Origin of the sequence: Paenibacillus sp. FSL E2-0178 (assembly GCF_038593005.1) — a bacterium.
GTDB classification, from domain to species: domain Bacteria; phylum Bacillota; class Bacilli; order Paenibacillales; family Paenibacillaceae; genus Paenibacillus_AQ; species Paenibacillus_AQ phytohabitans.
Window position 1 is genome coordinate 6,505,105 of the sequence record NZ_CP151953.1, and the last position, 22,024, is coordinate 6,527,128.

Genomic DNA, 22,024 nt, shown 5'->3' on the forward strand with positions numbered 1-22,024 from the left:
AACAGGAGAAGGCTGTTATAAAATATAGCGGAAAACGGTTCAAAATTGACAATTTGTCCACCACTGGTGAACAAAATCGCGAATTATTCCCGTTGGGTGTTCCAAATGTGTCCAAAGATATGATAACATAAGCTGAGAGCAAACATCGGAATACGTTGATATGACATATCTCATGTCTAACCAGCGAAACAGGAACCACAGAACCAGCAACTAAACCGAAAGAGGTGCCCCTTTGAAAATATCAACCAAAGGACGTTACGGATTAACCATTATGATGGAGCTTGCCCTGAGATTTGGTGAAGGGCCAACATCACTTAAGAGCATTGCCGAGAAAAACGGACTTTCCGAGCATTATCTGGAGCAACTGATCGCCCCGCTGCGTAATGCCGGACTTGTAAAAAGTATCCGCGGCGCATACGGCGGGTATATTCTGTCCCGCGAGACCAGCACCATTACTGCCGGAGACATCATCCGCGTACTGGAAGGCCCGATTTCTCCTGTGGACTTCACAGAAGAAGATGACCCGGCCAAGCGCGACCTGTGGCTGCGCATCCGCGACAGCATCGCCGATGTGCTGGACTCCACCACATTATCCGATCTGATCAACTTCAAGGAAGAGAGCCACGCGGATAATTATATGTTCTATATCTAAGGTAATTAGGATACAAAGCCCCTTCGAGTCGTCCGCGACTTCGAAGGGGCTTTGTTGTGTTGCTGGATATACATCTCTTTAGAGATAAATGTTGTACGTTTTGCAACTTTGATTCATAGATAGCGAGGTATTCGGGAGGATTGTTGTATGAAATACAAGAATAATCCTGCTAAGCCGCTTGGGTGAGGTGAAATCCTGCATTTTATACAACAATGTTGGATTTGGGCCGATAGGATGAGGAAAATGTTGTATTATGTGCAGGATTCTATAAAAACCTCCTGATCTCTGCCACAGATATCGCTGGATCAAGGAATTCTTGCGTCAACATCAGACGCCTCGCAGTCCGGATATTTTTATCTCGATTTTCCAATAAATTCCTTAGCATCATTACACATAACGCCGCAGACAAAAAAAGGAGACTTTATAAGCCTACTTTTTGGATGCGCCCCAGGGTTTCCCCGTATTCCCAATACGAATTGTCTCTCACTGGTACCTCCCTCCAGCCCATCCCGCTCCTATCCGGTTCTAATACTCACCAGCAACGCATAAGCTACTCTTATCAAACAAGAACGCCTGTTCTATTTTACCATTGCTTAAAAAACTTAATCCTGGTTATAATACAAACAAATGTTCTTATTATACCGGAGGCGATCAGTCATGAAAATGAGTATCGGCCAAACGATTGAAATGATATACCTGGACAAAGCGGGCAAGATTACGCAGCGGAAAATTGAAGTGCACGGGATTCGTGACGGCCGCATACGGGCTACCTGTCTGAGCACCGGCCTGCCCCGTGTTTTCCTGACGGACAGCATCTTGTCCTGGCACCCGGTACAGAGGCAGAAATATGCCTAAAGACCGGATCATTCTGCTCTCGGATTGCCAATCCTTCTATGCAAGTGTCGAAAAGGCTGCGCATCCCGAGTATAAAGATATGCCTGTCGCAGTCGGCGATCCCACGCGGATGAACGGTATTGTCTTGGCTGCCTGCCCTATCGCCAAATCTCATGGTGTAACCACCGCATCACGCGTGGGTGAAGCCATGACCAAATGCCGGGATCTCGTAGTGATCCGCCCGCGGATGAGTACGTATATCCAGGTCTCGCTGATGATTTCAGAAATCTATAAGGGGTATACCGACCAGGTTGAGGCCTTTAGCATCGATGAGCAGTTTTTGGATGTGACCGGTTCTTTGAGTGTTTTTGGAGGAGATCTGCCGGATATGATTCGTTCCATCCAGCATCATGTCCTGTTATCTACGGGGGTGTGGACCCGGGTGGGAGTCGGACCGACCAAAATTCTGGCCAAGATGGCCAACAACTTTGCCAAGAAGAAGGAAGGAGGGATCTTCAGGCTCGATTACGACAATATAGACACAGAGCTCTGGCCGCTGCCGGTGCATGAAATGTTTATGGTGGCTGGACGGATGACCAAGAATTTTTACCGTATGGGGATTACTACGATTGGAGATATTGCGCGGATGGAGCTGGGTGAGTTCAAGCGGAGAATGCGCACGACCATGGGCAAGCAGAGCGATATTCAAGCGGAATATTATTGGCAGACGGCGCGCGGGATCGATCCCAGCCCGGTTGTTACCGGGATACGCCACCAGATCAAGTCGGTCGGGCACGGGAAGGCGCTGCGCTGGAATCTCTATACCCGGCTGCCGGAAATTGAGGTTGTGTTGCTGGAACTGGTGATCGAGGTGTGCCAGCGGGCGCGGAAATACCGGTATATGGGGTCGGTGGTGTCTATCGCGGTAGCAGAGACGGACGGTAACAAATCTAACTCCTACAGCAGACAAGTGACACTGCCGGAGCCGTCGTCTTTAACGCATGAGGTGGCAGCGGCGGCCTACCGCTTGTTTGTGGATCATTGGACGGGGATGCCGCTAAGCCGTCTGGCGATCTCTATCTCCCAGCTGACCGATGACAGTGTCATGCAGCTCACCTTATTCGATGACCGCATCCGCACATTGAGCAGAGAACGGGCAGTGGATCAGATCAAAACCAGATACGGCAGCCGGGCGCTTATCCGCGCATCCTCTTTGCTGGAATCCGGGGTTGCACTGGAACGGGCACAGCAGATTGGGGGTCATTATAAATGAGCAAATTAAACGGAAATGAGCGGTGGAAAACCAAGATGTTGATGAGTGAGCATGTGGATCAGTTTGAGGAGAAGCAGGAGGATACGGTTAGAAAAATGATCACTGTCGAGGAGCGGACGATGGTGCGTGACCTCATTTTGCTTCCTTACATAGATACTATGGTCAGCCGGAGCCTGAAGGAGATCGAGCTGTCCAGCAGCATCCTTAAGCGCGCCTTTGTGATTGCCGGTCAAGCGATACAGCGCCGGATCATGCAGGATACCTACCAGCTGCAAAAAGAGCTGAAGCAGCGCAATATCAAAGTGCTGCCCGATGAGCAGGAGGAGTTCCTGGTGTATCACAAAATCTTTTGCCGGGGATATCAGGAACGGTTCGGACTTACGCGTGATGTGATGCGCACCGAGATCAGCTTACGGCTGACCCGGTATACTGCGGAACTTGGAGCCGCATGGAAAGAATATCTGAAATAAGAACTTAAGATTCATCCGCCAAATTCCCCGTAGTTCCTTTGATGATATACTTTTTGGGCGTCGTCAGACTGAATTCCTTGAACTCTTTAATGAAGTGGTTCTGATCGAAATAACCAAGCTCGAAGATATGCTCGAGAGTTTCTTTGTAATGGTTACCCTCTAATAACCCCAGTACATGCTGAAAGCGGATAATGCGGCTGAACAGCTTGGGGGAGGCCCCGATATAACGCTCGAAGGCTTTGATCATATAACGGCTGGAATAGCCCGTGTCTTTGGATAGATCGTTAACATGCAGTGTGCCGCGGCTGCGGATAATCCGATCGGTTAAATATTCAATCAGCCGCGGGATCTCCAGCCGGCCCAGTATGTAGGTGTTGTAATATTCCTCAAAGGCTCTGACCCGTTCATGAAAAGTCTTCTTCTCCACCACCCGCTCCAGCAATTCCGCCGCATGAGGAAGAACATCCCCGACCGGAATCTCCAGTTCACTGAATTCCCCAATAGAATAACGGAAGAAATGCTCCGCGTAGCCCGGAAGAAAGCGGATCACAAAGTACTCGCACTCCGACCGGACAAATAACCCCTGTCTGCCTTTATATAATGTGCCGCATATGTTGGCTGACGGGTGCTCCGGATAACAGCAAATGACAAGACTCATGCAGCCTTCCGGAAGGACAAACATTTGATTGACGCTGAGGTCATCCATATAAAATCCGTGAAATTGAATACCGCCGCCAAAAGGAGCGGTCAAGGAAGGCTTGTACTCGGAGTAGGATTGCAGCTGTTTTTCAAAAGTTGGCTGAAAGGGGCGATAGAGTACGGATGGTCTGGCTGGCAAATACATATGGAAGACACCTCTCTTCTCTCAAAACCTATTTAGCCAATGAGAATAATAGTATTTAATAAGATATTCACATTAAAACGAGTCCTGCCGCTCAAGTCAAGCAACGAAAGTGTGAACAGGGGTTCCGATTTTTACTATAAGTGAATGGTTTATCGAACTATAATCATATAAACCGATGAAGTTAGTCGGAAATATTGGGCGGGCACTTGTAAAAGGAGGCTATTAGAGATGACTAATAAGATCCAGGCAGCTTCCGCAGAACTTGCGGCCAGCGGAGCATTTGTAAGACAGGCTAACCGTTTCTCTGCCGCGTTCGGCGATAACCCTGATGAGCTTCCCGTGGAAAAGGGGCGGTACCGGCTAATCTGGTCAACCGCTTGCCCATGGGCCCACCGCGCGGTCATAGTTCGGCGCCTGCTCGGGCTTGAAGAAGCTATCAGTCTGGGCACGGTGGACCCGCTCCGGCCGGCTCTTCCGCATACGGACTGGGCTTTTACCTTGGATGAAGGCGGGAAAGACCCGGTGCTGGGCACCCGCTACCTGAGTGAGGCTTATCTGGCTGCTGATCCCGGTTATACGGGGCGCCCTACGGTTCCGGCGGTTGTAGAAATCGCGACCGGGAAGGTAGTCCAGAATGATTATTTTAAGCTGACCCATCACCTGGAGACCGCCTGGGCTCCGCTGCATAAGCAGGATGCGCCGGATTTGTATCCCCTGCATCTGCGGGCAGAGATTGATGAGCTGAACGGACGGATCTTCCATGATGTGAACAACGGTGTATACAAGGCCGGGTTTGCCCGTTCGCAGGAAGCCTATGAGGCGGCCTATCACGCTCTATTCGAACGGCTGGATGAACTGGAAGACCGGCTCTCCAGAGGCCGCTATCTGTTCGGGGATCAGCTGACCGATGCGGATGTCCGTCTGTACACCACGTTAGCCCGCTTCGATATCGCTTATTACACGGCATTCCGCGCCAACCGTCAGCGGCTTGCCGATTACCGCCATCTATGGGCGTATGCCAGGGATTTATACCAGATTCCGGGGTTTGGAGATACAACGGATTTTGACGCTATCAAACGGCATTATCATTTATCGGTGCTTCTGGCTGCTGAAGGCTCTAATCCGTACCGCATCCTGCCCAAAGGACCTGATTTAAGCCAGTGGAACATTCCGCATGGGCGTGACCGGGAATATCCGGCTTAAGACGGCAGAAGCAGAGAGGACGAACATGACGAACATTTACAGAGTAGATGCGGTATGGCAGCTGGCCGGTGTCTACGAGGTCAGAACCAGAACCTTTGTACAGGGACAAGGAATCCCCAAGCAATTTGAATTTGATGAAGTCTATGGCGGGCAGTATCACTACCTGCTGCTGGAGGAGAATGAGCAGGCTGTCGCCACCGCCCGGATTAATCTGAACCATGAGGAGTACGCCAAGATCGAACGGGTCGGTGTCATTCCTGAGTTTCAGCACCAAGGTTATGGCCGGCAGCTGATCGGGGCCGCCGAGGAATGGATCAGAGAGCTGGGCATTCAGCGGATCGTCATTACCAGCCAGCAGCAGGCCGTAGGTTTCTATGAGAGTCTGGGTTATACCGCGAGGCCGGAGATCGTGATCAAGTCCTCCATTCCGGTCGTCCATACCGAGAAAGAAATCCACCAAGCAGAGGAGCAGCATCATGCCTAATAACAATACCATCGAGGGTACGAAGATTGTGAACCACGAGATCGCGAAGGAAATCACCAAGGATGGAGCCTTTAACCGTCAAAAGAACCGCTTCACCACTCCCTTTGGCAATCAGTCCGGTGAACTGCCGGTAGAGGCAGGGCGCTATCGTCTGCTGTGGGCAAGGATTTGCCCTTGGGCGCACCGCGCGGTTATTGTACGTGAACTGCTGGGACTGCAGGATGTCATTAGTCTTGGCACGGCCAGTCCGGTGCGGACGGAGAATGGCTGGGAGTTCTCGCTGGACGAGGGCGGCGTGGACCCGGTGCTGGGTATCCGCTATCTGCCGGACATTTATGCGGAGACGGACCCTGACTACAGCGGCAGAGCAACCGTACCAACGGTCGTGGATGTGCTGGAGCGGAAGGTTGTGAATAACGATTATTTCCGGCTGACCCACTACTTCGAGACAGCATTCAAGCCTTTTCATAAGGAAGGGGCTCCTGACCTGTATCCAGAGGAGCTTCGGGCAGAGATTGATGAGTTCAACGAGCTGCTGTTCCATGAGGTGAATAACGGAGTGTACAAGGCCGGATTCGCCCATTCCCAGGCGGCCTACGAGCAGGCTTATGATGTTTTGTTCACCCGGCTGGATCAGCTGGAGGAGAGACTATCGGCACAAAGATATCTGTTCGGCGATTCCATCACAGATTCCGATGTCCGTTTCTATGTGACACTGGTGCGTTTCGATGCGGCGTATTATTCGGTCTTCCGGACGAACCGGAACCGGATTATTGATTTCCCGAACCTCTGGAACTATGCCAAGGATCTGTATCAGACCCCCGGCTTCGGGGATACGACTGACTTCGATTCGATCAAAAGAGGCTACCAGCTCGGCAATCATGCGAATAATCCCCATCAGCTGCTGGCTAAAGGGCCGGACGTATCCATCTGGAACGAACCGCATAATCGGCACAGATTCAGCTAGTAAGGAAGCGAGCAAGGATACACAGGCTTGTCCCCGGTAAAATAATAGCAAAGAGGAGGCATTACCGATGAGTTCTGAAGCTAACGTACGTGTCCGGCCGAAAGAAACCGAGCATGAGATCAATGAGCAGGGCTATTTTGTCCGCCAGAAGAATCATTTCACCACCCCCTTCGGCGAAGGGGAGGGCAAGCTGCCAGTGGAAGCGGGACGCTACCGCCTGATCTGGGCCAAAGGCTGCCACTGGTCTAACCGGGCCTCGATCGTCAGAGAATTGCTCGGCCTTGAGGAGGTCATCAGCATCAATCTGGTAGGTCACGGCAAGCATGAGCAGAATCTGGGCTGGGAGTTTGTTTTCAATGAGAATCAGAGTGATCCCGTGCTGGGCGTGCAATTCTTAAGTGAGCTATACGCGAACGCCGACCCGGAGTATAAAGGCAGACCCACGGTTCCTGCGGTCATCGACGTTCAGACGGGGAAAGTGGTCAATAACGATTACGTCTGGCTGACCAACTATCTGGAGAAGGAGTTCGCCCCCTTTCATAAGGCTGGCGCACCGGATTTATATCCGGCGGAGCTTAGGGCAGACATCGACAAGTACAATGATTTCCTGTTCGACAATGTGAACAACGGCGTCTATAAAGCGATGTTCGCCCAGTCCATTGAAGCCTACAACGATGCCTATGAGCATCTGTATACAGCGCTGGATTCCATCGAGGAACGTCTGGCGCACCGCCGCTTTTTATTCGGGGATTATGTTACGGACTCTGATGTACGGTTATTCGTAACACTGGCCCGGTTCGATACGTACTATTTCAAGAATCTCGGCCCCCTTCGTAACCGGATTGTGGATTTCAGGAACATCTGGGGGTATGCACGAGACCTGTACGCAATCCCGGCGTTCAAGAACAATACATATCTGCGGGATCTGGCCAGAGGGAATGGCGACAAATCAACGATTTTCATCGATTATAATACGCGGTTCTGGGATCAGATTGATTATGAGGGACTGTGGTCGCAGCCGCATGACAGAGGGGCGAAGAGCAGTGACCCGGAGCAGAAATTTAAGACGAGATCATAGATTGAATTATAATCTGTAGAAAAGGAAGGAGCCGCGGAGGGGATTTTGGAACTGTAGGAGCGATAGCGTCCGCCTTTAGGTTTGGATTTCATCCGCAACCAGCGGAATAAAATCAGGAAATTCAAACCTAACAGCGGCTGGAAGTCCAAAACTCACCGCAGCGGCGGCATATCCTTTTTCAAAAATTAAGTTCAACCTAGATAAATCAATAGATTATAGGGGGATTACGGGGATGAAGATATGGAGAAAGCTTGGACTGGGACTTACGGCGGCGGTACTGCTGGCGGGGGGTGTGGCTTGCGGAAATGATAACAAGGAATCCGGAAATTCAGCAGGTGAAGCTTCGGCAAACAACGATAAAATTACGGTTAATATTGCTACAGGCGGTGCGCCCAAGCCCTTCTCTTATGTGAATGACAAGAATGAAATCGACGGGTACGATATCCAGGTGGTCAAAGCCGTTTTTGAGGGACTGCCCCAGTACGAGATTAATATTGAAAAGACGGAATTCCCGTCGATCTTCGCGGGCCTCGATTCGGACCGTTATCAGATTGGCGCGAACAATTTCGCCAGCAATGCGGAGCGGAGGGAGAAGTATAACTACTCTGATCCGATTTTCAAAAACCAGTTTGTCATTGCCGTGAAGGAAGACCGCGGGGATATTCAGTCCTTTGCCGATCTGGAAGGGAAGACAACGGAGGTTAGCCCGAGTGTGAACTATACGGTTGCCCTGGAGAAATACAATAAGGAAATTGCCAAAACGCCGGTAGATCTGAAATACAGTGACGCTGAGCTGGTGACGATTCTGCAGAATGTGGAGAGCGGCGCCGATGACTTCAACCTGATTGATGCGGCGATGCTGCAGCTGTACATCAAGGAGTATGGTCTGAAGCTGAAGGCGATTCCGCTGTCCCAGGAGGACACGGACCGGATCGGCGTGCCGTACAGCTATCTGATTCTCAGCAAGGGCGGGAACAGTGAGCAGCTGCTGAAGGATGTCAACGGGCGGATTCAGGAGCTCATTAAGGACGGTACGGTATCGAAGCTGAGCGAGCAGTATTTAAATGGTGATTTCGCTCCGGAAATTCAATAGGCGGCCGGCGCGATGCCTAATATATTTGATCTTGAGCTGGTCTTCACCCTGATTCCCAAGCTGCTGAAATACTTGCCGGTTACGCTCGAGCTGACGGTGATTGCCATGCTGGCGGGGCTCCTTCTGGGGCTTCTGCTGGCGATCATTAAGATGAAAAGAATCCCCGTGCTCTACCAGATCAGCGCCGTGTTCATTTCGTTTGTCCGGGGAACGCCCATCCTGGTTCAGCTGTATTTGTCCTATGCCGGAATTCCGCTGATTCTGAAATATTATAACTACTATCATGAAACCAGCTATAACGTGAATTCGATTCCTTCGATTTTTTATGTGCTGCTGGCCCTGTCGCTGAATGAGGCGGCGTATAACTCCGAGGTGATCCGTGCGGCCCTGCAGTCGGTAGACAAAGGCCAGATTGAAGCGGCGCATTCGCTGGGTATGACGTATGGTCAGGTGCTGCGGCGGATCATTCTTCCGGAGGCATTTATCGTAGCCCTTCCTACGCTGGGGAATGCCCTGATCGGGCTGATGAAGGGCACCTCGCTGGCCTTCGTCTGCTCCGTGGTGGAGATTACCGCGCAGTCGAGGATCCTGGCCGGGAATAATCTGCGGTTCTTCGAGTCCTATTGTTCGCTTGCGCTGATCTACTGGGGAATGACGATCCTGATTGAACAGGCGATTGCCCTGCTGGAGAAGCGGCTGGATATTGACTTCAAAAGCCTGAGAAAACGGAAGGGAGATGTCATCCTTGATTGAGATCCGCGGGTTAACGAAGTCCTTCCACAAGCACAAGGTCCTGGATCAGATTGATCTGACGATCCGCAAAGGGGATGTAGTCGCGGTCATCGGTTCATCAGGTGCCGGCAAATCCACGCTGCTGCGGTCGATCAATCTGCTGGAAGTGCCGGACGCAGGGACGATCAGGCTGGACCAGCTGCAGGTCGATTTTGCCCGGAAAACGAAAGCGGATGTGCTGGAACTGCGGAAGAGCACGGCGATGGTGTTCCAGCAGTTCAATCTGTTCCGGCAGAAGACGGCACTGGAGAATGTGATGGAGGGTCTGATTGTCGTCCGCAAGGTGCCCAAGGAAGAAGCGCGGAAGATTGCCGCCAGGCATCTTGCCGGTGTGGGGCTGTCCGACCGGATGCACCATTATCCGAAGCAGTTGTCCGGCGGACAGCAGCAGCGGGTGGGTATCGCCCGGGCGCTGGCGATGCAGCCGAAGATTCTGCTGTTCGACGAACCGACCTCGGCGCTTGATCCGGAGCTGGTCGGCGAGGTGCTGGATACGATCCGCAAGGCGGCGGAGGCAGGCAATACGATGCTGCTGGTGTCGCACGAAATGAGCTTTGTCCGCAAGGTAGCTACGCGGGTACTGTTTCTGGATCAGGGCGTAATCGTGGAGGACGGAACGCCTGAGGAAGTCTTTTCCCGTCCGAAGTCGGAGCGCACCAAGCAGTTTCTGGCGAATTATTACCGGGATCAGGAACCGGAATTCACTATTTAATGAAGAGGAACGCTGATGACATACACCTACCGGAAAGACCGCACGAATATCGACTGGGCACAGGTCACCGTCCTGCTGAACGGCTTCGGCTTAACCGACTTCACTCCGGCACAGACGGAAACGGCCTTCAGCAACAGTGCGGTGAATGTATTCATCCTGGATGGAGATAAGATCATCGGGTGTGGAAGAGCCTTATCCGACGGAATTTCGCAGGCGGCGATCTACAACATTGCTGTAGACGAAGCGTACCATCACCAGGGTCTCGGTAAAAAGCTCATCGCGCTCATCCTGGAGGAGACGGCGGAATGCAACGTTGTTTTGTACACGCATCCCGATACGGTCTCCTGGTATGAGGAGCAGGGATTCAGGAGAATGAAGACGGGGCTGGCGCGTTATCATCCGGATAAGATCACAGCAATAGCGCGGATGGGGTTTATATAAGTGGCGCTATCTGCGCCGGGAGAATAAGTGGATAAACGACATCTAAAGTTGGGGGATTTGCTGTTTGCGCAGGATTAGTTGGACAAACGACACTTAATTTCACTGACGCTGCCTAATAACGGGGAATGGGATGGAAATAAGTGACGTTAATCCACTTGTTACCCGTAAAGTGAATTCCAAGGGATGAATAGATGCTGAAAATCCACTAATTTCGGGCGGTGTGGCAAAACTGGCGACCAGCAAGTGTCTACAGGTGCGTAAGGCGAACTTGAGTCGCGAAACGGTATACGAAGTGCAAGGCGACTATATGTTTGTCCAGGCAGTGAGGAGAATCGGCAAAGTGAGCAACCGAATAGTGTGCGCGAGTACGGAAACGATGGAGTGAGCGGCCGGAGGTCCCTGCGATTACAGTGCGGAGGCGTTCATAGCTGCAAACATCGCTGTCAGCATGCAAAGGAGGTGTCCCTGCAGCCAGTAATGGCTTCAGGAACACCTCTTTTTTTTGGCAGCCTGCCGGGTCAATTAATTCTCAGGCTTCGCACCATCATCCGCAGCCTCAGCCACACTCCGCAGTATCCGGAACCCCAGCGGTTCCAGCGTAATGCTGATTCCGTCGCCGTCCATCTCCACCGGCTCACCGCTGAAGGCGTCCTGCCAGCTGCCCCCGGTGAATGATTGCTGAAGGGTTAACGGTTCGCTGGAATTGTTCATCCAGACAGTAAAGCGGCTGTTGTCATCAAACCGTTCATACACGAGGCCCCGGCTATCTCCATCACTCTGCAGGAAACGGAAGTGACCGGTACGCAGTACCTCATGTTCCTTGCGCAGGGCAATCATGCGCTGATAGAAGCTGAATAGCTCTCGGTCCTGACGGTCCTCCTCCCAGATCATACATTTACGGCAATCCGGGTCATCTTCTCCCGTAAGTCCGATTTCATCTCCATAGAAGATACAAGGCGTTCCGGTAAAAGTAAGCAGGAAGGTGACTGTCAGTTTCAGTCTCCGGGTATCCCCGCCGAGCCGGGTAAGAACTCTGGGGGTATCATGGCTGGCGAGAAGATTGAACAGCACTTCATTGGCCTGCCGCGGGTACCGCATTAGAAGCCCATAGATATGGGAGGCGAAGGCCGCCGGCTCCATCTCCTCTCCCCGGAAGAACTCCAGCAGCCGGTCAGAGAAAGGATAGTTCATTACGGAATCGAACTGATCCCCCTGCAGCCAGCTGAGGGAGTCGCTCCATACCTCACCGATGATGAACGCCTCCGGGTTAATCTCTTTGACCGCCTGGCGGAATTCGCGCCAGAAGGCGTGATCCACCTCGTTAGCCACATCCAGCCGCCAGCCGTCGATCTGGACCTCGCTGAGCCAGAAGCGGGTGATGTCCAGCAGATATTCTTTGGTTTCCGGGTTGGCTGTATTCAGCTTGGGCATCCCGGCGAAGAAGCCAAACGTATCGTAATTGGGATTGTCACCTTCGGCCTTAACCGGATAATCATAGATATGAAACCAATTGGCGTATTTGGAGTCTGCCCCATGTTCAATTACATCCTTGAATGGCAGAAACTCCGCGCTTGTATGGTTGAAGACGGCATCCAGCACTACCTTAAGCCCTTTGGAATGGGCCAGGCTGACCAGCTGCTTCAGCAGCTCCAAATCCCCGAAGCTGGAGTCGATCGTTCCGTAGTCTACCGTATCGTATTTATGGTTGCTGGGAGCCTGGAAGATAGGTGTCAGATACAGCGCCGTTACGCCAAGCTCCAGCAGATAATCCAGATGGTCGATAATGCCCTTCAGGTCTCCGCCAAAAAAGCTGTCACTCGCCGGCGTAGCGCCCCATTCGAGCGTTCCTTCAGGATCATTCGCCGGATCGCCGTTGGCGAACCGGTCCGGCATGATCTGATAGAAGACCGCGGACTTCGCCCATTCCGGAACATGCAGCAGATCCACCTCGTGAATATAAGGCATTTCATAATAGCCTCCGGGAGGCGTAGGCTGCTCTTTCCTATAGAAGCCGGATTCAACCATCCATACCGTCTCCGCATCCGTTTCCAGGCGGAAGCCGTAGGAGAAACGTTTGTGTTCGGGCGTTACCTCGGCTTCCCAGTAATCGAAATAGGCATCTGCACCCACCTTGAGCATTTCCAGCTCCTGATGATGATGCTCCCAATCGTATTTATCGCCCGTTAGCGCAAATACCCGTTTCACATTGTTCTTTTTGCTGCGTAGACGCAGGTGAAAGGTAGTGCTGTTATAAGCATAGGCCCATTTGCCCTGCGGAGAATGATAGAGGCACTCAAGCTCAATGGAGGTGCCTGGTGCTGTTGCTGATGTCAGTGCATGTCTGCTGATAGCCATGTCTATTCCTCCTGGGATCAATAATGAATGGATATAATAACGAATGAATTATGAGCTTTAGTTAATACCCGGGATAAATAGGAATTAAACACCAGATTGATGGGGCACGGGATGGAAAATAGGGGTGATCGGGAGCGAAGATAGAGGGCTTACAAAGGTGGGGATTTCCGAATCATACAGCCTCATCTGGTCAAAACAACTGCCGGTCAGCAGATGGATGACCGGCAGATAATACCGGGATAGAGCGATGCAGCCTAGACTGCATCTGTCCCGGCTCTGTTAATCAGCTCCTGGTAGTCATTTCGCACATTGCCTACGGCTGATGAGACGGGATAAGCCAGCATCTGCCTTGCATCATAGGGCTGCAGCAGCTTCATCAGGGAGGGGATATCCTGATTGCTGCGGTCCAGCCACTGTGCTTCCGCGTCCTTGCCCAGAATGACCGGCATCCGGTCATGAATCTCCTCCATGAGGCTGTTCGCAGCTGTGGTGATGATGGTGCAGGTGGCGATTTTGTGGCCGCTTGGATCTGTCCAGATATCATACAGGCCGGCCATGGAGAAGAGCTGTCCGTCCCGCAAGGTGATGCGCAGCGGCTGCTTGCCGCTCTCCTTGACCTGCCAATCATAGAAGCCGTCTGCCGGAATAATGCAGCGGCGGGACGATACAAGCCCTTTAAATGATGCTTTCTCCAGCAGCGATTCACTGCGGGCATTGATTAGCTTCGCAGCGTTCTTATCCTCCTTGGACCAGGAAGGCAGAAGCCCCCAGCGCAGCTGGCCAAGCTTATTGCGCTTACCGTCATGAATAACCGCCGGAATATACTGCATCGGAGCCGCGTTGAACTTCGGTGCATAATGGTCGAAGGAAGGATCGCCGGTGAAATACCTGGTCATCAGCTCTTCCAGTGTTACGGTAATCGTATATCTTCCGCACATCTTATCCGTGCCCCCTTTAGTGGCTGCCAGTTTACAGCATGGCCGCTTCGTGCTATGCTGCCTATATTTCTCATGATAGCATTACATTATAGAGGAAGAAACTTAGGGATTGTGAAGGAGGAGCGGCGGCTATGATTATCGTAAGTTCCTGCCTGGCCGGAATGAAGGTTAGATATAACGGCACGGATTGTCTGAATCCGGGCATCCGGCACCTGCTGGACAATCATCAGGCGGTTGCCATATGCCCTGAACTGATGGGCGGCTTCTCTACTCCCCGGGAACCGGCTGAGATCATAGGCGGCAATGGCAGGGATGTACTGGAAGGACAGGCCCGGGTGATCGACAGAACAGGCAATGATGTAACTGCAATGTATATAAAGGGAGCCTATGCCGCACTGGAGCAGGCAAGTAGCTTATCGGCAACTCTGGTGGTGCTCAAGGAGAACAGCCCGTCCTGCGGCAGTTCCATGATCTATAACGGAGAATTTGCCGGTGTGAAGGTGCCGGGAGAAGGTGTAACCTCAGCGCTCTTGCGGCTGCACGGGATTGAAGTGATCTCCGAGGAGCAGCTGGCTGCGCGGTTGCCGGAACTCGGGGCTGACGAACCGGCCAAGCCAGCAGAATGAGGCTGCCGGGGCAGCGGAGAGCGATGTCCACGATCAGTTTTCACAAGTAATACTTCATGGACAAATGTTACAATATTGTGTTTATTAACAGGTGGTAAAAGGGCTTGTTCAGCAGTATAATTGAGTAGTCCTGCAAGTGGAAACGGCCTTGCCGTTCTCTCAAGGACGGTACCGTTTCAGCGAGAAATAGAAGGAAAAATTATCGTGTGAAGCATATAAATTCTTATATTGTAAGAAAATCCTGAATTTCTAGAAGCGGAGAATCTCGTCATGAAACCCATCTATTTGGACCACGCCGCCTCAACACCGGTTCATCCGGAGGTGGCTATGGTTATGTACAATATGTTATTGAACCAGTATGGCAATGCGTCCAGTGTGCACCAGTTCGGACGGTCGGCCAAAAGAATCGTAAATGGAGCGCGCGATAGGATCGCGGGCTTTTTGGGCTGTTCCCCTGATGAGTGGGTGTTCACCAGCGGCGGTACAGAGAGCGATAACCTCGCCCTGTTCGGCGCAGCCTATGCTTCTATTCATAAGGGTAAACATATCATTACCACAGCAGTAGAACATCATGCGGTATTGCATACATGCGGACAACTGGAGCAACAAGGCTTCGAGGTTACTTATCTTCCCGTAGATTCCACAGGACTTGTCTCTCTCCAGGATGTGGAGTCTGCCCTGCGTGAGGATACAGTATTGATTAGCGTAATGTTTGTGAATAATGAAGTGGGAACTGTACAGCCTATAGAAGAGATTGGCAGATTGGCGGCCGGGCGGGGCATTCTTTTTCATGTGGATGCTGTACAAGCCCTGGGCACGCTGCCTATGGTGCTCCGCGAGCTGCCTGTCGACTATATGAGCTTCTCTGCCCACAAGATTGGCGGTCCGCAGGGAATTGGCGGATTGTATGTCCGGCGGGGCGCGCCTCTGCAGCCAAGGCAGCATGGCGGACTTCAAGAGCGCGGCAGACGCGCGGGTACGGAGAGCCTGGCCAGTACAGCCGGCTTCGCCACAGCAGTAGAGCTGGCAGTAGGCGGACTTGCGGAGCATCATGAGCAGGCGGTCAGGCTGCGGAGCACACTGCTGCAGGAGCTGGACAAGCATGCCGGAGCCGGCGGATATGTAATTAACGGAAATGAACAGCAGACGGTGCCCGGAATTCTGAATGTAAGCTTCCCGGGTGCGAAGACAGATGTGCTGCTGATGAATCTCGATATGGAGCGGATTGCGGCCGCCAGCGGTTCAGCCTGCACCTCAGGCTCTCTGGAAATCTCGCATGTCCTGCAGGCGATGAAGCTTCCGGAAGAACTTTTGAACTCGGCGATTCGCTTTAGTACAGGTTTGGGTAATACTAATGAAGAAATGCAGGTTGTTGCCCAAAAAGTTGGAACCATCTTAAACCGGCTGCGTACTAAAGACTAGGCATTTTTGCGGTCTGGCATCCGTTTGGAAGGTTTCTAGCCTCAGGGAACTCGTAAGTACTATTTAAGGTGAGGGGACTTTGGACGCCATGAAACTTCAAGATATGATTGGCCTCACCGTATATGAAGTTGAAGAAGGTACTGAAGTCGGTGAAATAATCGATATTGGACTGGATTCAAACTGGAACATTACGGGTATTGAACTGGAAAGCAAAACTTTTTTCTCCAGTCATGTGAAAGTTGTGGCATGGGATGATATTGTCGCTTATGGCGAAGATGCTGTCATGATCCGCAATAAAGAGTCGATTATTAAGACCGACGCTGACCATATACCCTATACTTTCCTCTTGGGAAAGAACAAGTTGAAGGATTTGCAGGTGCTTACAGCATCCGGAACGATACTTGGACGAATATCGGATGTTTATTTTGACCAAAAGATGGGAAACACAATAGTAGCGCTGGAAATCAGTGACGGGCTTGTAACTGATTTGATCGAAGGCCGCAAATGGCTGCCTTGTTCTGAAGGAATGTCTATCGGGGAGAATTCGGTACTGGTTCCTGCGATGAGCGAAGAACGGCTTCAAAAAGCCATTAATATTGTTAACGGATAGGTGGAATGTATTATATGAAGTGTCCAAACTGCAACTCCAAGGATATCGGCAAGATCGGTTCCCACCAGTTCTATTGCTGGGGCTGTTTCATCGAACTAACGGTCAACGGCGAGAAAATGTCGGTTTATCAGGTTGAAGAAGATGGCACGCTCAGTTCGCTTGACGATCTGTTCTCGGGTGAAGATGTTGCACAGGATTTCCCGCAGATCCATGCATCCTCCTGATCATTAGCCTGATTCATTCCCGGATAAAGTTACATAGATTCGCCGTGGGGCTGACCTCAAAGCATCGAACGGATGCCTGGGTCAGCCTTGTTTGCTCTTAAGCAGGAGATCCACAAGCCTGCGGTGGGTGTTCCACGAAACGGGTCTTCAATCTTCTACACAACAAAAACCAGCCAATCCTGGATCAGGATCGGCTGGTTTTTGTTGTGTGTGGACCCTGGACAGCGTCTGTTTACAGGATAACTTCTCCTATAAATGCGGAAGTTGCATCTTTGTTATATGTGCTAACGAATTGGTATGTCGCCTCCGGGATACGGGCTCTATACTGAAATCGACTGGCGGCAACGCCGGATTCTGCAAGGTTCTGCATAAGGGGGAATATTGAAATGTACCGTAGAGGAATATCCAAGTTGCTGATTGCCGGTATGCTGCTGTCAGCGATTCAGCTTCCGGGAAACACTGGAGTGGCAGGAGCAGAGGGGCTGGAGGAGCTTCCCGTATCAGCCGCAGGCACAAGCAGCGCTACTGCAGCCGGAAAGGCAGCATTTGCCGATATGAACCAGCACTGGGCTTCGCCGGCGGTGGACAGGCTGACAGCCGCCGGAATTCTGCAAGGGGACGGGCAGGGGAGATTTGGACCAAGCCGTGCAATCTCACGCGCAGAGATAGCGGTTATCCTGGGCCGTGTGTTTCGTTACTCAGCTCCGGGAACAGCTGTGTTCAGTGATGTAAGCGCTTCTTCCTGGTATGGCAAGGATGTGGGCGGGGTTAGTGCAGCAGGCATAATCCAAGGTTACGCGGACGGACGGTTTCAGCCTGGAGCAGCTGTAACCCGGCAGGAGGCCATGACGATGCTGAGCCGGGCTTTCGGCCTGGAGGCGGCCTCGCAAGCTACGCTGGCTGCGCAGCCTGACGGGTCAGCGGTCAGCGACTATGCCCGGGAAGCAGTGAGTGCCATGCTTGACGCAGGCTACCTGCGCGGCGGGCCGGATGGCAAGCTGAATCCGCAGACGCAGATGACCCGGGCTGAACTGGCGGAGCTGCTGGGCCGGATGATCGGGTGGATCAGTTCAGGCGAAGGAAGCCATTCGATTGGCAGGGTATCCGGCAATGTGATTGTCAACCAGGCGAATGTGCAGATCGAGAACGGAACGGTTAACGGAAATCTCTATGTGACTGCCGGAGTAGGAGAGGGAGGAGTAACGTTCTCGGGAATCAAGGTGCAGGGAACCACTCATATCTCTGGAGGCGGTGACCATTCGGTAGTTTTCCGTAAATCTTCACTGGGGCAGATCAAGCTGAACAAGCCCAAAGCACCGGTACGGCTCGTTCTGGAGGATAGCAGCTCCGTAGCCCGGATTGAATTGCTCCAGCCGGCCAAGGTTGAGATTGGGGCCGGCACAAGGGTGGAAGCACTGATTATCGGTGCCGGCGCTGCCGGATCAGAGATTGTGAACCGGGGGGACATCGGCCTGCTTGAGAACAAAGCGGATCGTGTGCTTCTCAACGGCTTAGCGCTCAAGGCTGGTGAGACGCTTCGGGGCTTGTCCGGCAATGGAGCCACACCACAGGCAAGTGCAGCCGCCACCTTTGCGGGGAGTGGCGGGAGTTCAGGCGGAGCGATGTCAACGCCAACGCCTGCACTTATGACACCTGCCCCAACAGCGACACCTGGGTCAACGCCGACAGCAACGCCAGTCGTTACTCCGCCAACCCAAGACAATCCATGGGAGCTGGTCTGGAATGACGAATTCGACGGTAGCTCCATTGATGAGACCAAATGGAATGTCCAGGATACCGGAACGGTATACAATAACGAGCTGGAATATTATCATTCGGGCAACGCTTCACTTACAACAGAGAGCGGACACAGCGTACTGGCGCTGGAAGCGCGGAAGGAGGCTTACGGCGGAAAAGAGTACACATCGGCCAAGCTGACCTCCAAGCTGAAGGGCGACTGGACCTACGGCAAATTCACGGTGCGCGCCAAGCTGCCGATTCAGCAGGGAATGTGGCCGGCCATCTGGATGATGCCAACGGATGAAGAGAAGCAATATGGACCTTGGCCCGGAAGCGGCGAGATGGACATTATGGAATTAACAGGACCGGTAGCCGGGGATAAGGAGAAGGCGGATCTGTATCCAAGAACCGTGCACGGCTCACTTCATTACGACATCCCGCATATGTCCCAGTCCAAGACCTACGTTCTGCCGGAAGGCAAGACGTTCGCTGACGATTTTCATGATTTCACGCTTGAATGGCTTCCGGGCCTGATTCGGTATTACGTGGACGGTAAAATGTATTTTGAAACGAGCGATTGGGGAACCAAAAGTGAGGGCCAGCCGGATTACTATACGTACCCCGCACCGTTTGACCGGCCGTTTTATATGATTCTTAATCTGGCGGTGGGCGGTGACTGGCCGGGGAATCCGGCAGCTGACTTCAAGTCCGACGAGATGTATGTAGATTATGTCCGGGTCTACAAGTACAAGAACCTGGATCAATGGCCTGATGTGACAGGACAGCGTCCAACGAATCCGGAGCTCTCGACTCCGCAGCGTCCTGCCCTGGCTGACGGCAATCAGATCTATAACGGGGAGTTCAAGGGTGCGGTAGCAGCGGACGGCCTGCCGGAATACTGGGAAATGATCGAGAATGCAGGTGGTGAGGGAACAGCCTCGGTCATTGAAGACAAGGATAAGGGCGCGGTGGTGAAGGTGGCCGTCGAGCAGGCTGGAACACAGAATTATTCCATTCAGCTCACCCAGAAGCCGCTTCTGCTGGAGAAGGGCAAAGCCTACAAAGTGACTTTTGATGCCAAAGCAGACGCAAACCGTCCGCTGATGAGTAAGCTGACCGAATTCGGCGGAGGATGGACGGCGTATTCCAAGGAACGCAATTTCCAGCTTTCGCCGGACTGGCAGTCATTTGAGTATACCTTTACCATGGCCCAGAATTCTGACAATAATGTCCGGTTCGAGTTCAATCTGGGACTGAGCGATATTGCCGCCTATTTCGCTAACGTTCGAGTGGTGGAGACGCAGCCCCTGCCAGTGGTACGTACTCCGTTGTCTGACGGCAACCTGATCTACAATGGCGGATTCGAGCTGGGAGAAGGGCGGCTGGGTTATTGGAGCTTCGCCGTTAAGCCGGAATCGGGAGCTGCTGCAAGGGCCAGTGTAACCAATGTCCTGGAGCTGCCGCTGATGAAGCGCGAATTCAAGGCAGATATCCAGAAAGCCGGAGGCTCGGCTGAGGATGTGACGCTCATCCAGACAGGAATTCCTGTGACAGCCGGCGGAGTCTATCAGCTTGCGTTCGAGGCGAGATCGGAGCAGGAGTTGCCGGTCGGCATCAAGCTGGACGGCGGCGATGGGAAGACCGTCTATCCTGACGGGTCTACCTTCACGCTGACAACGGAGTGGAAGAGCTATACAGCGGAAATAGCGCTGTCTGGCGGGTACGGTACAGAAGCGGCACTATCGTTCCTTCTGGGCCAGACTCCGGGGCAGACCGAGATCGACAATGTGCGTCTGGTTCGGATGGTTGATCCGCCTGTAATGAACGATTACCTGCATCTGCGGGGCGAACAGTACTGGAGAACATCGGGTACCGGCCTGATTCCGAGCGGCGAAGGCGGCAAGGACATCACGGATATGGATCAGGGCGACTATGTGGAATACAAAGTGGTGCTGCCTCAGGCTGCCAGCATTGTTCCGGTAACCCGGGTATCCAGTGTGCATGCGGATTCGGAGCTTACGCTGTCGGTGCTGGATGCCGGCAAGCAGAGTGTAGTGACGACCTCTGTCTATAGCACGGCAATTGGAGATACCGGAGGTCTCCAAGCCTACCGGGCCATCGTGGGTAAGCCGTTGGAGCTGCCTGCGGGAAGTTATTATATCCGTCTTGGCGGCAGCGGCTACAATCTGGCCTGGCTGGATCTGACCCGCGAGCTGGTGGTGAACGGCAGCTTCAAGGGCGATTCTACCGAAGGCTGGACGCTGTACAAGAGGGATTGGGACAGTAATCCGGTGAAGAATACCGTAATGAACGCTGTGTACGGTGCACTGCGGATTGACCTTGGCGGCACCGGTGATGACGACTGGAATGTACAGGTGAAGCAAGGAGCGATACCCGTAGAGCAAGGCAAGAAATATCTGCTTCGCTTCGATGCCGATGCCTCCATGGACCGGGAGATACGGGTGCTGGTTCAGCATGACGGCACTACAGACAACGATTGGACCCCTTATACGAACGAGACCGTGAGTCTGAGCGAAGCGGGCGGACATTATGAATATCTGTTCACTGCTCCGGCAAGCGATCCCGCTGCTGTGCTGCAGTTCAGTCTGGGCAAGGTTAACGAGCTGCTGGGAGAGCATACGGTTAGACTGAGCAATATTTCCCTGCTGCAGGTGAGCCCGGTCATGGCAGGTGAGGCGTATGGGGAGAATCTGATTCCGAACGGAGACTTCTCCGCTCCGCTTAAGGGCTGGAGCAGCTTCTCCTCCGACAGCGGCGAGTTATCCATTGACAATGTGAATGGGGCGCTGAAGATAAAGGTAGGTTCCACAGGAACGAACAGCTGGGACCGGCAGGTCTTTTATGAGGGAGTCGCTTACAACGAAGGCAATCATTATACACTTACCTTCAAGGCCAAGGCGGATCTTAAGCGCAAAATGAATATCAGCATCGGCTGGCTGGATGTGGCGAATAATTACACCTGGCACGGGTACACAAGCAAGATTGTTGATTTGGGTACGGAATACACCGAATATACCCTGGAATTCGACGTTGCCGGAGACAGTACCTCTATCGGCCGCATTTCGTTCGAGCTGGGCAACATTAAGGATGGCGGCACGGGTCAGCTTGCAGTGGATATCGATGATATTGTGCTTATGAATAACGGAACCGTAGCAGCACCTTGAACAAGCTTTAGAATTTGTTATCCAGGCTTGCGATTTGGTATTTAGACCGGCAAGAAACACTTTTATAATCAGTACATGGAG

Annotated in this window: 20 protein-coding genes; 17 read left to right on the top strand and 3 right to left on the bottom strand. The window is 52.5% G+C overall.

Annotation, left to right across the window (positions count from 1 at the left end; genetic code table 11):
* Positions 1 to 232 precede the first annotated feature (232 nt).
* The 4 genes from MHI42_RS28270 to MHI42_RS28285 all read left to right on the top strand — a co-directional run bounded on the left by MHI42_RS28270 (position 233) and on the right by MHI42_RS28285 (position 3,229).
* A complete protein-coding gene (locus tag MHI42_RS28270; RefSeq protein WP_039294546.1) occupies positions 233 to 652 on the top strand; it encodes an Rrf2 family transcriptional regulator in 420 nt (139 codons plus the stop codon).
* Positions 653 to 1,309: 657 nt separating this feature from the next.
* Positions 1,310 to 1,507 (top strand): hypothetical protein, encoded by a 198-nt coding sequence (locus tag MHI42_RS28275; RefSeq protein ID WP_081970197.1) that lies wholly within the window; start codon positions 1,310 to 1,312, stop codon positions 1,505 to 1,507.
* Positions 1,500 to 2,759, top strand: a complete 1,260-nt coding sequence (locus tag MHI42_RS28280) for a DNA polymerase IV (RefSeq protein ID WP_342421327.1) — start codon at positions 1,500 to 1,502, stop codon at positions 2,757 to 2,759. The genes MHI42_RS28275 and MHI42_RS28280 overlap by 8 nt, the downstream gene beginning before the upstream one ends.
* Positions 2,756 to 3,229 carry a hypothetical protein gene (locus MHI42_RS28285; RefSeq protein ID WP_342421328.1) on the top strand — a complete coding sequence of 158 codons (474 nt, stop codon included), beginning with the start codon at positions 2,756 to 2,758 and terminating at the stop codon, positions 3,227 to 3,229. The genes MHI42_RS28280 and MHI42_RS28285 overlap by 4 nt, the downstream gene beginning before the upstream one ends.
* Positions 3,230 to 3,233: 4 nt before the next feature.
* Here MHI42_RS28285 and MHI42_RS28290 read toward each other — a convergent pair whose 3' ends face one another.
* Positions 3,234 to 3,935, bottom strand: a complete 702-nt coding sequence (locus tag MHI42_RS28290) for a helix-turn-helix domain-containing protein (protein ID WP_342421329.1) — start codon at positions 3,933 to 3,935, stop codon at positions 3,234 to 3,236.
* A 366-nt stretch (positions 3,936 to 4,301) separates the two neighbouring features.
* On the opposite strand from MHI42_RS28290, the gene MHI42_RS28295 reads away from it, so the two are divergent.
* From MHI42_RS28295 to MHI42_RS28330, 8 genes are all read left to right on the top strand, one after another.
* Positions 4,302 to 5,276: a glutathione S-transferase C-terminal domain-containing protein gene (locus MHI42_RS28295; protein ID WP_342421330.1), complete on the top strand. Its 975-nt coding sequence runs from the start codon at positions 4,302 to 4,304 to the stop codon at positions 5,274 to 5,276.
* Positions 5,277 to 5,301: 25 nt separating this feature from the next.
* On the top strand, positions 5,302 to 5,760 hold the full coding sequence (locus MHI42_RS28300; protein WP_342421331.1) for a GNAT family N-acetyltransferase: 459 nt from the start codon (positions 5,302 to 5,304) through the stop codon (positions 5,758 to 5,760).
* On the top strand, positions 5,753 to 6,727 hold the full coding sequence (locus MHI42_RS28305; RefSeq protein WP_342421332.1) for a glutathione S-transferase C-terminal domain-containing protein: 975 nt from the start codon (positions 5,753 to 5,755) through the stop codon (positions 6,725 to 6,727). Before MHI42_RS28300 ends, MHI42_RS28305 begins: the two co-directional genes overlap by 8 nt.
* A 67-nt stretch (positions 6,728 to 6,794) precedes the next feature.
* The gene (locus MHI42_RS28310; protein ID WP_342421333.1) at positions 6,795 to 7,805 is read left to right on the top strand and encodes a glutathione S-transferase C-terminal domain-containing protein; all 1,011 of its coding nucleotides are present in this window, start codon (positions 6,795 to 6,797) and stop codon (positions 7,803 to 7,805) included.
* A 232-nt stretch (positions 7,806 to 8,037) separates the two neighbouring features.
* A complete protein-coding gene (locus MHI42_RS28315) occupies positions 8,038 to 8,898 on the top strand; it encodes a transporter substrate-binding domain-containing protein (protein WP_342421334.1) in 861 nt (286 codons plus the stop codon).
* Positions 8,899 to 8,910: 12 nt separating this feature from the next.
* Entirely contained in the window at positions 8,911 to 9,651 is a 741-nt protein-coding gene (locus MHI42_RS28320) for an amino acid ABC transporter permease (RefSeq protein WP_342421335.1), read from the top strand.
* Entirely contained in the window at positions 9,644 to 10,402 is a 759-nt protein-coding gene (locus MHI42_RS28325) for an amino acid ABC transporter ATP-binding protein (RefSeq protein WP_342421336.1), read from the top strand. Before MHI42_RS28320 ends, MHI42_RS28325 begins: the two co-directional genes overlap by 8 nt.
* Before the next feature lie 15 nt (positions 10,403 to 10,417).
* Positions 10,418 to 10,843, top strand: coding sequence for a GNAT family N-acetyltransferase (locus MHI42_RS28330; protein WP_342421337.1), 426 nt, complete (start codon positions 10,418 to 10,420; stop codon positions 10,841 to 10,843).
* 522 nt (positions 10,844 to 11,365) lie between these two features.
* Here MHI42_RS28330 and MHI42_RS28335 read toward each other — a convergent pair.
* A complete protein-coding gene (locus tag MHI42_RS28335; protein WP_342421338.1) occupies positions 11,366 to 13,198 on the bottom strand; it encodes an alpha-glycosidase in 1,833 nt (610 codons plus the stop codon).
* Positions 13,199 to 13,452: 254 nt separating this feature from the next.
* Positions 13,453 to 14,136 carry an SOS response-associated peptidase gene (locus MHI42_RS28340; protein ID WP_342421339.1) on the bottom strand — a complete coding sequence of 228 codons (684 nt, stop codon included), beginning with the start codon at positions 14,134 to 14,136 and terminating at the stop codon, positions 13,453 to 13,455.
* A 131-nt stretch (positions 14,137 to 14,267) separates the two neighbouring features.
* On the opposite strand from MHI42_RS28340, the gene MHI42_RS28345 reads away from it, so the two are divergent.
* From MHI42_RS28345 to MHI42_RS28365, 5 genes are all read left to right on the top strand, one after another.
* Positions 14,268 to 14,762 carry a DUF523 domain-containing protein gene (locus MHI42_RS28345; protein WP_342421340.1) on the top strand — a complete coding sequence of 165 codons (495 nt, stop codon included), beginning with the start codon at positions 14,268 to 14,270 and terminating at the stop codon, positions 14,760 to 14,762.
* Between the two features lie 270 nt (positions 14,763 to 15,032).
* Positions 15,033 to 16,184: a cysteine desulfurase family protein gene (locus tag MHI42_RS28350; RefSeq protein ID WP_336102487.1), complete on the top strand. Its 1,152-nt coding sequence runs from the start codon at positions 15,033 to 15,035 to the stop codon at positions 16,182 to 16,184.
* 88 nt (positions 16,185 to 16,272) lie between these two features.
* Positions 16,273 to 16,794, top strand: coding sequence for a PRC-barrel domain-containing protein (locus tag MHI42_RS28355; protein WP_039300903.1), 522 nt, complete (start codon positions 16,273 to 16,275; stop codon positions 16,792 to 16,794).
* Between the two features lie 14 nt (positions 16,795 to 16,808).
* Positions 16,809 to 17,018: a hypothetical protein gene (locus tag MHI42_RS28360; protein WP_039300906.1), complete on the top strand. Its 210-nt coding sequence runs from the start codon at positions 16,809 to 16,811 to the stop codon at positions 17,016 to 17,018.
* Positions 17,019 to 17,404: 386 nt separating this feature from the next.
* Positions 17,405 to 21,943 (top strand): carbohydrate binding domain-containing protein, encoded by a 4,539-nt coding sequence (locus MHI42_RS28365; RefSeq protein WP_342421341.1) that lies wholly within the window; start codon positions 17,405 to 17,407, stop codon positions 21,941 to 21,943.
* Positions 21,944 to 22,024 lie beyond the last annotated feature (81 nt).

Coding starts and splice junctions, on each gene's coding strand:
- MHI42_RS28335 (WP_342421338.1), bottom strand. CDS start 13,198: ATGGCTATCAGCAGACATGCACTGACATCAGCAACAGCACCAGGCACC.
- MHI42_RS28365 (WP_342421341.1), top strand. CDS start 17,405: ATGTACCGTAGAGGAATATCCAAGTTGCTGATTGCCGGTATGCTGCTG.
- MHI42_RS28290 (WP_342421329.1), bottom strand. CDS start 3,935: ATGGATGACCTCAGCGTCAATCAAATGTTTGTCCTTCCGGAAGGCTGC.
- MHI42_RS28305 (WP_342421332.1), top strand. CDS start 5,753: ATGCCTAATAACAATACCATCGAGGGTACGAAGATTGTGAACCACGAG.
- MHI42_RS28360 (WP_039300906.1), top strand. CDS start 16,809: ATGAAGTGTCCAAACTGCAACTCCAAGGATATCGGCAAGATCGGTTCC.
- MHI42_RS28355 (WP_039300903.1), top strand. CDS start 16,273: ATGAAACTTCAAGATATGATTGGCCTCACCGTATATGAAGTTGAAGAA.
- MHI42_RS28280 (WP_342421327.1), top strand. CDS start 1,500: ATGCCTAAAGACCGGATCATTCTGCTCTCGGATTGCCAATCCTTCTAT.
- MHI42_RS28345 (WP_342421340.1), top strand. CDS start 14,268: ATGATTATCGTAAGTTCCTGCCTGGCCGGAATGAAGGTTAGATATAAC.
- MHI42_RS28300 (WP_342421331.1), top strand. CDS start 5,302: ATGACGAACATTTACAGAGTAGATGCGGTATGGCAGCTGGCCGGTGTC.
- MHI42_RS28340 (WP_342421339.1), bottom strand. CDS start 14,136: ATGTGCGGAAGATATACGATTACCGTAACACTGGAAGAGCTGATGACC.
- MHI42_RS28330 (WP_342421337.1), top strand. CDS start 10,418: ATGACATACACCTACCGGAAAGACCGCACGAATATCGACTGGGCACAG.
- MHI42_RS28310 (WP_342421333.1), top strand. CDS start 6,795: ATGAGTTCTGAAGCTAACGTACGTGTCCGGCCGAAAGAAACCGAGCAT.
- MHI42_RS28285 (WP_342421328.1), top strand. CDS start 2,756: ATGAGCAAATTAAACGGAAATGAGCGGTGGAAAACCAAGATGTTGATG.
- MHI42_RS28350 (WP_336102487.1), top strand. CDS start 15,033: ATGAAACCCATCTATTTGGACCACGCCGCCTCAACACCGGTTCATCCG.
- MHI42_RS28320 (WP_342421335.1), top strand. CDS start 8,911: ATGCCTAATATATTTGATCTTGAGCTGGTCTTCACCCTGATTCCCAAG.
- MHI42_RS28295 (WP_342421330.1), top strand. CDS start 4,302: ATGACTAATAAGATCCAGGCAGCTTCCGCAGAACTTGCGGCCAGCGGA.
- MHI42_RS28315 (WP_342421334.1), top strand. CDS start 8,038: ATGAAGATATGGAGAAAGCTTGGACTGGGACTTACGGCGGCGGTACTG.
- MHI42_RS28275 (WP_081970197.1), top strand. CDS start 1,310: ATGAAAATGAGTATCGGCCAAACGATTGAAATGATATACCTGGACAAA.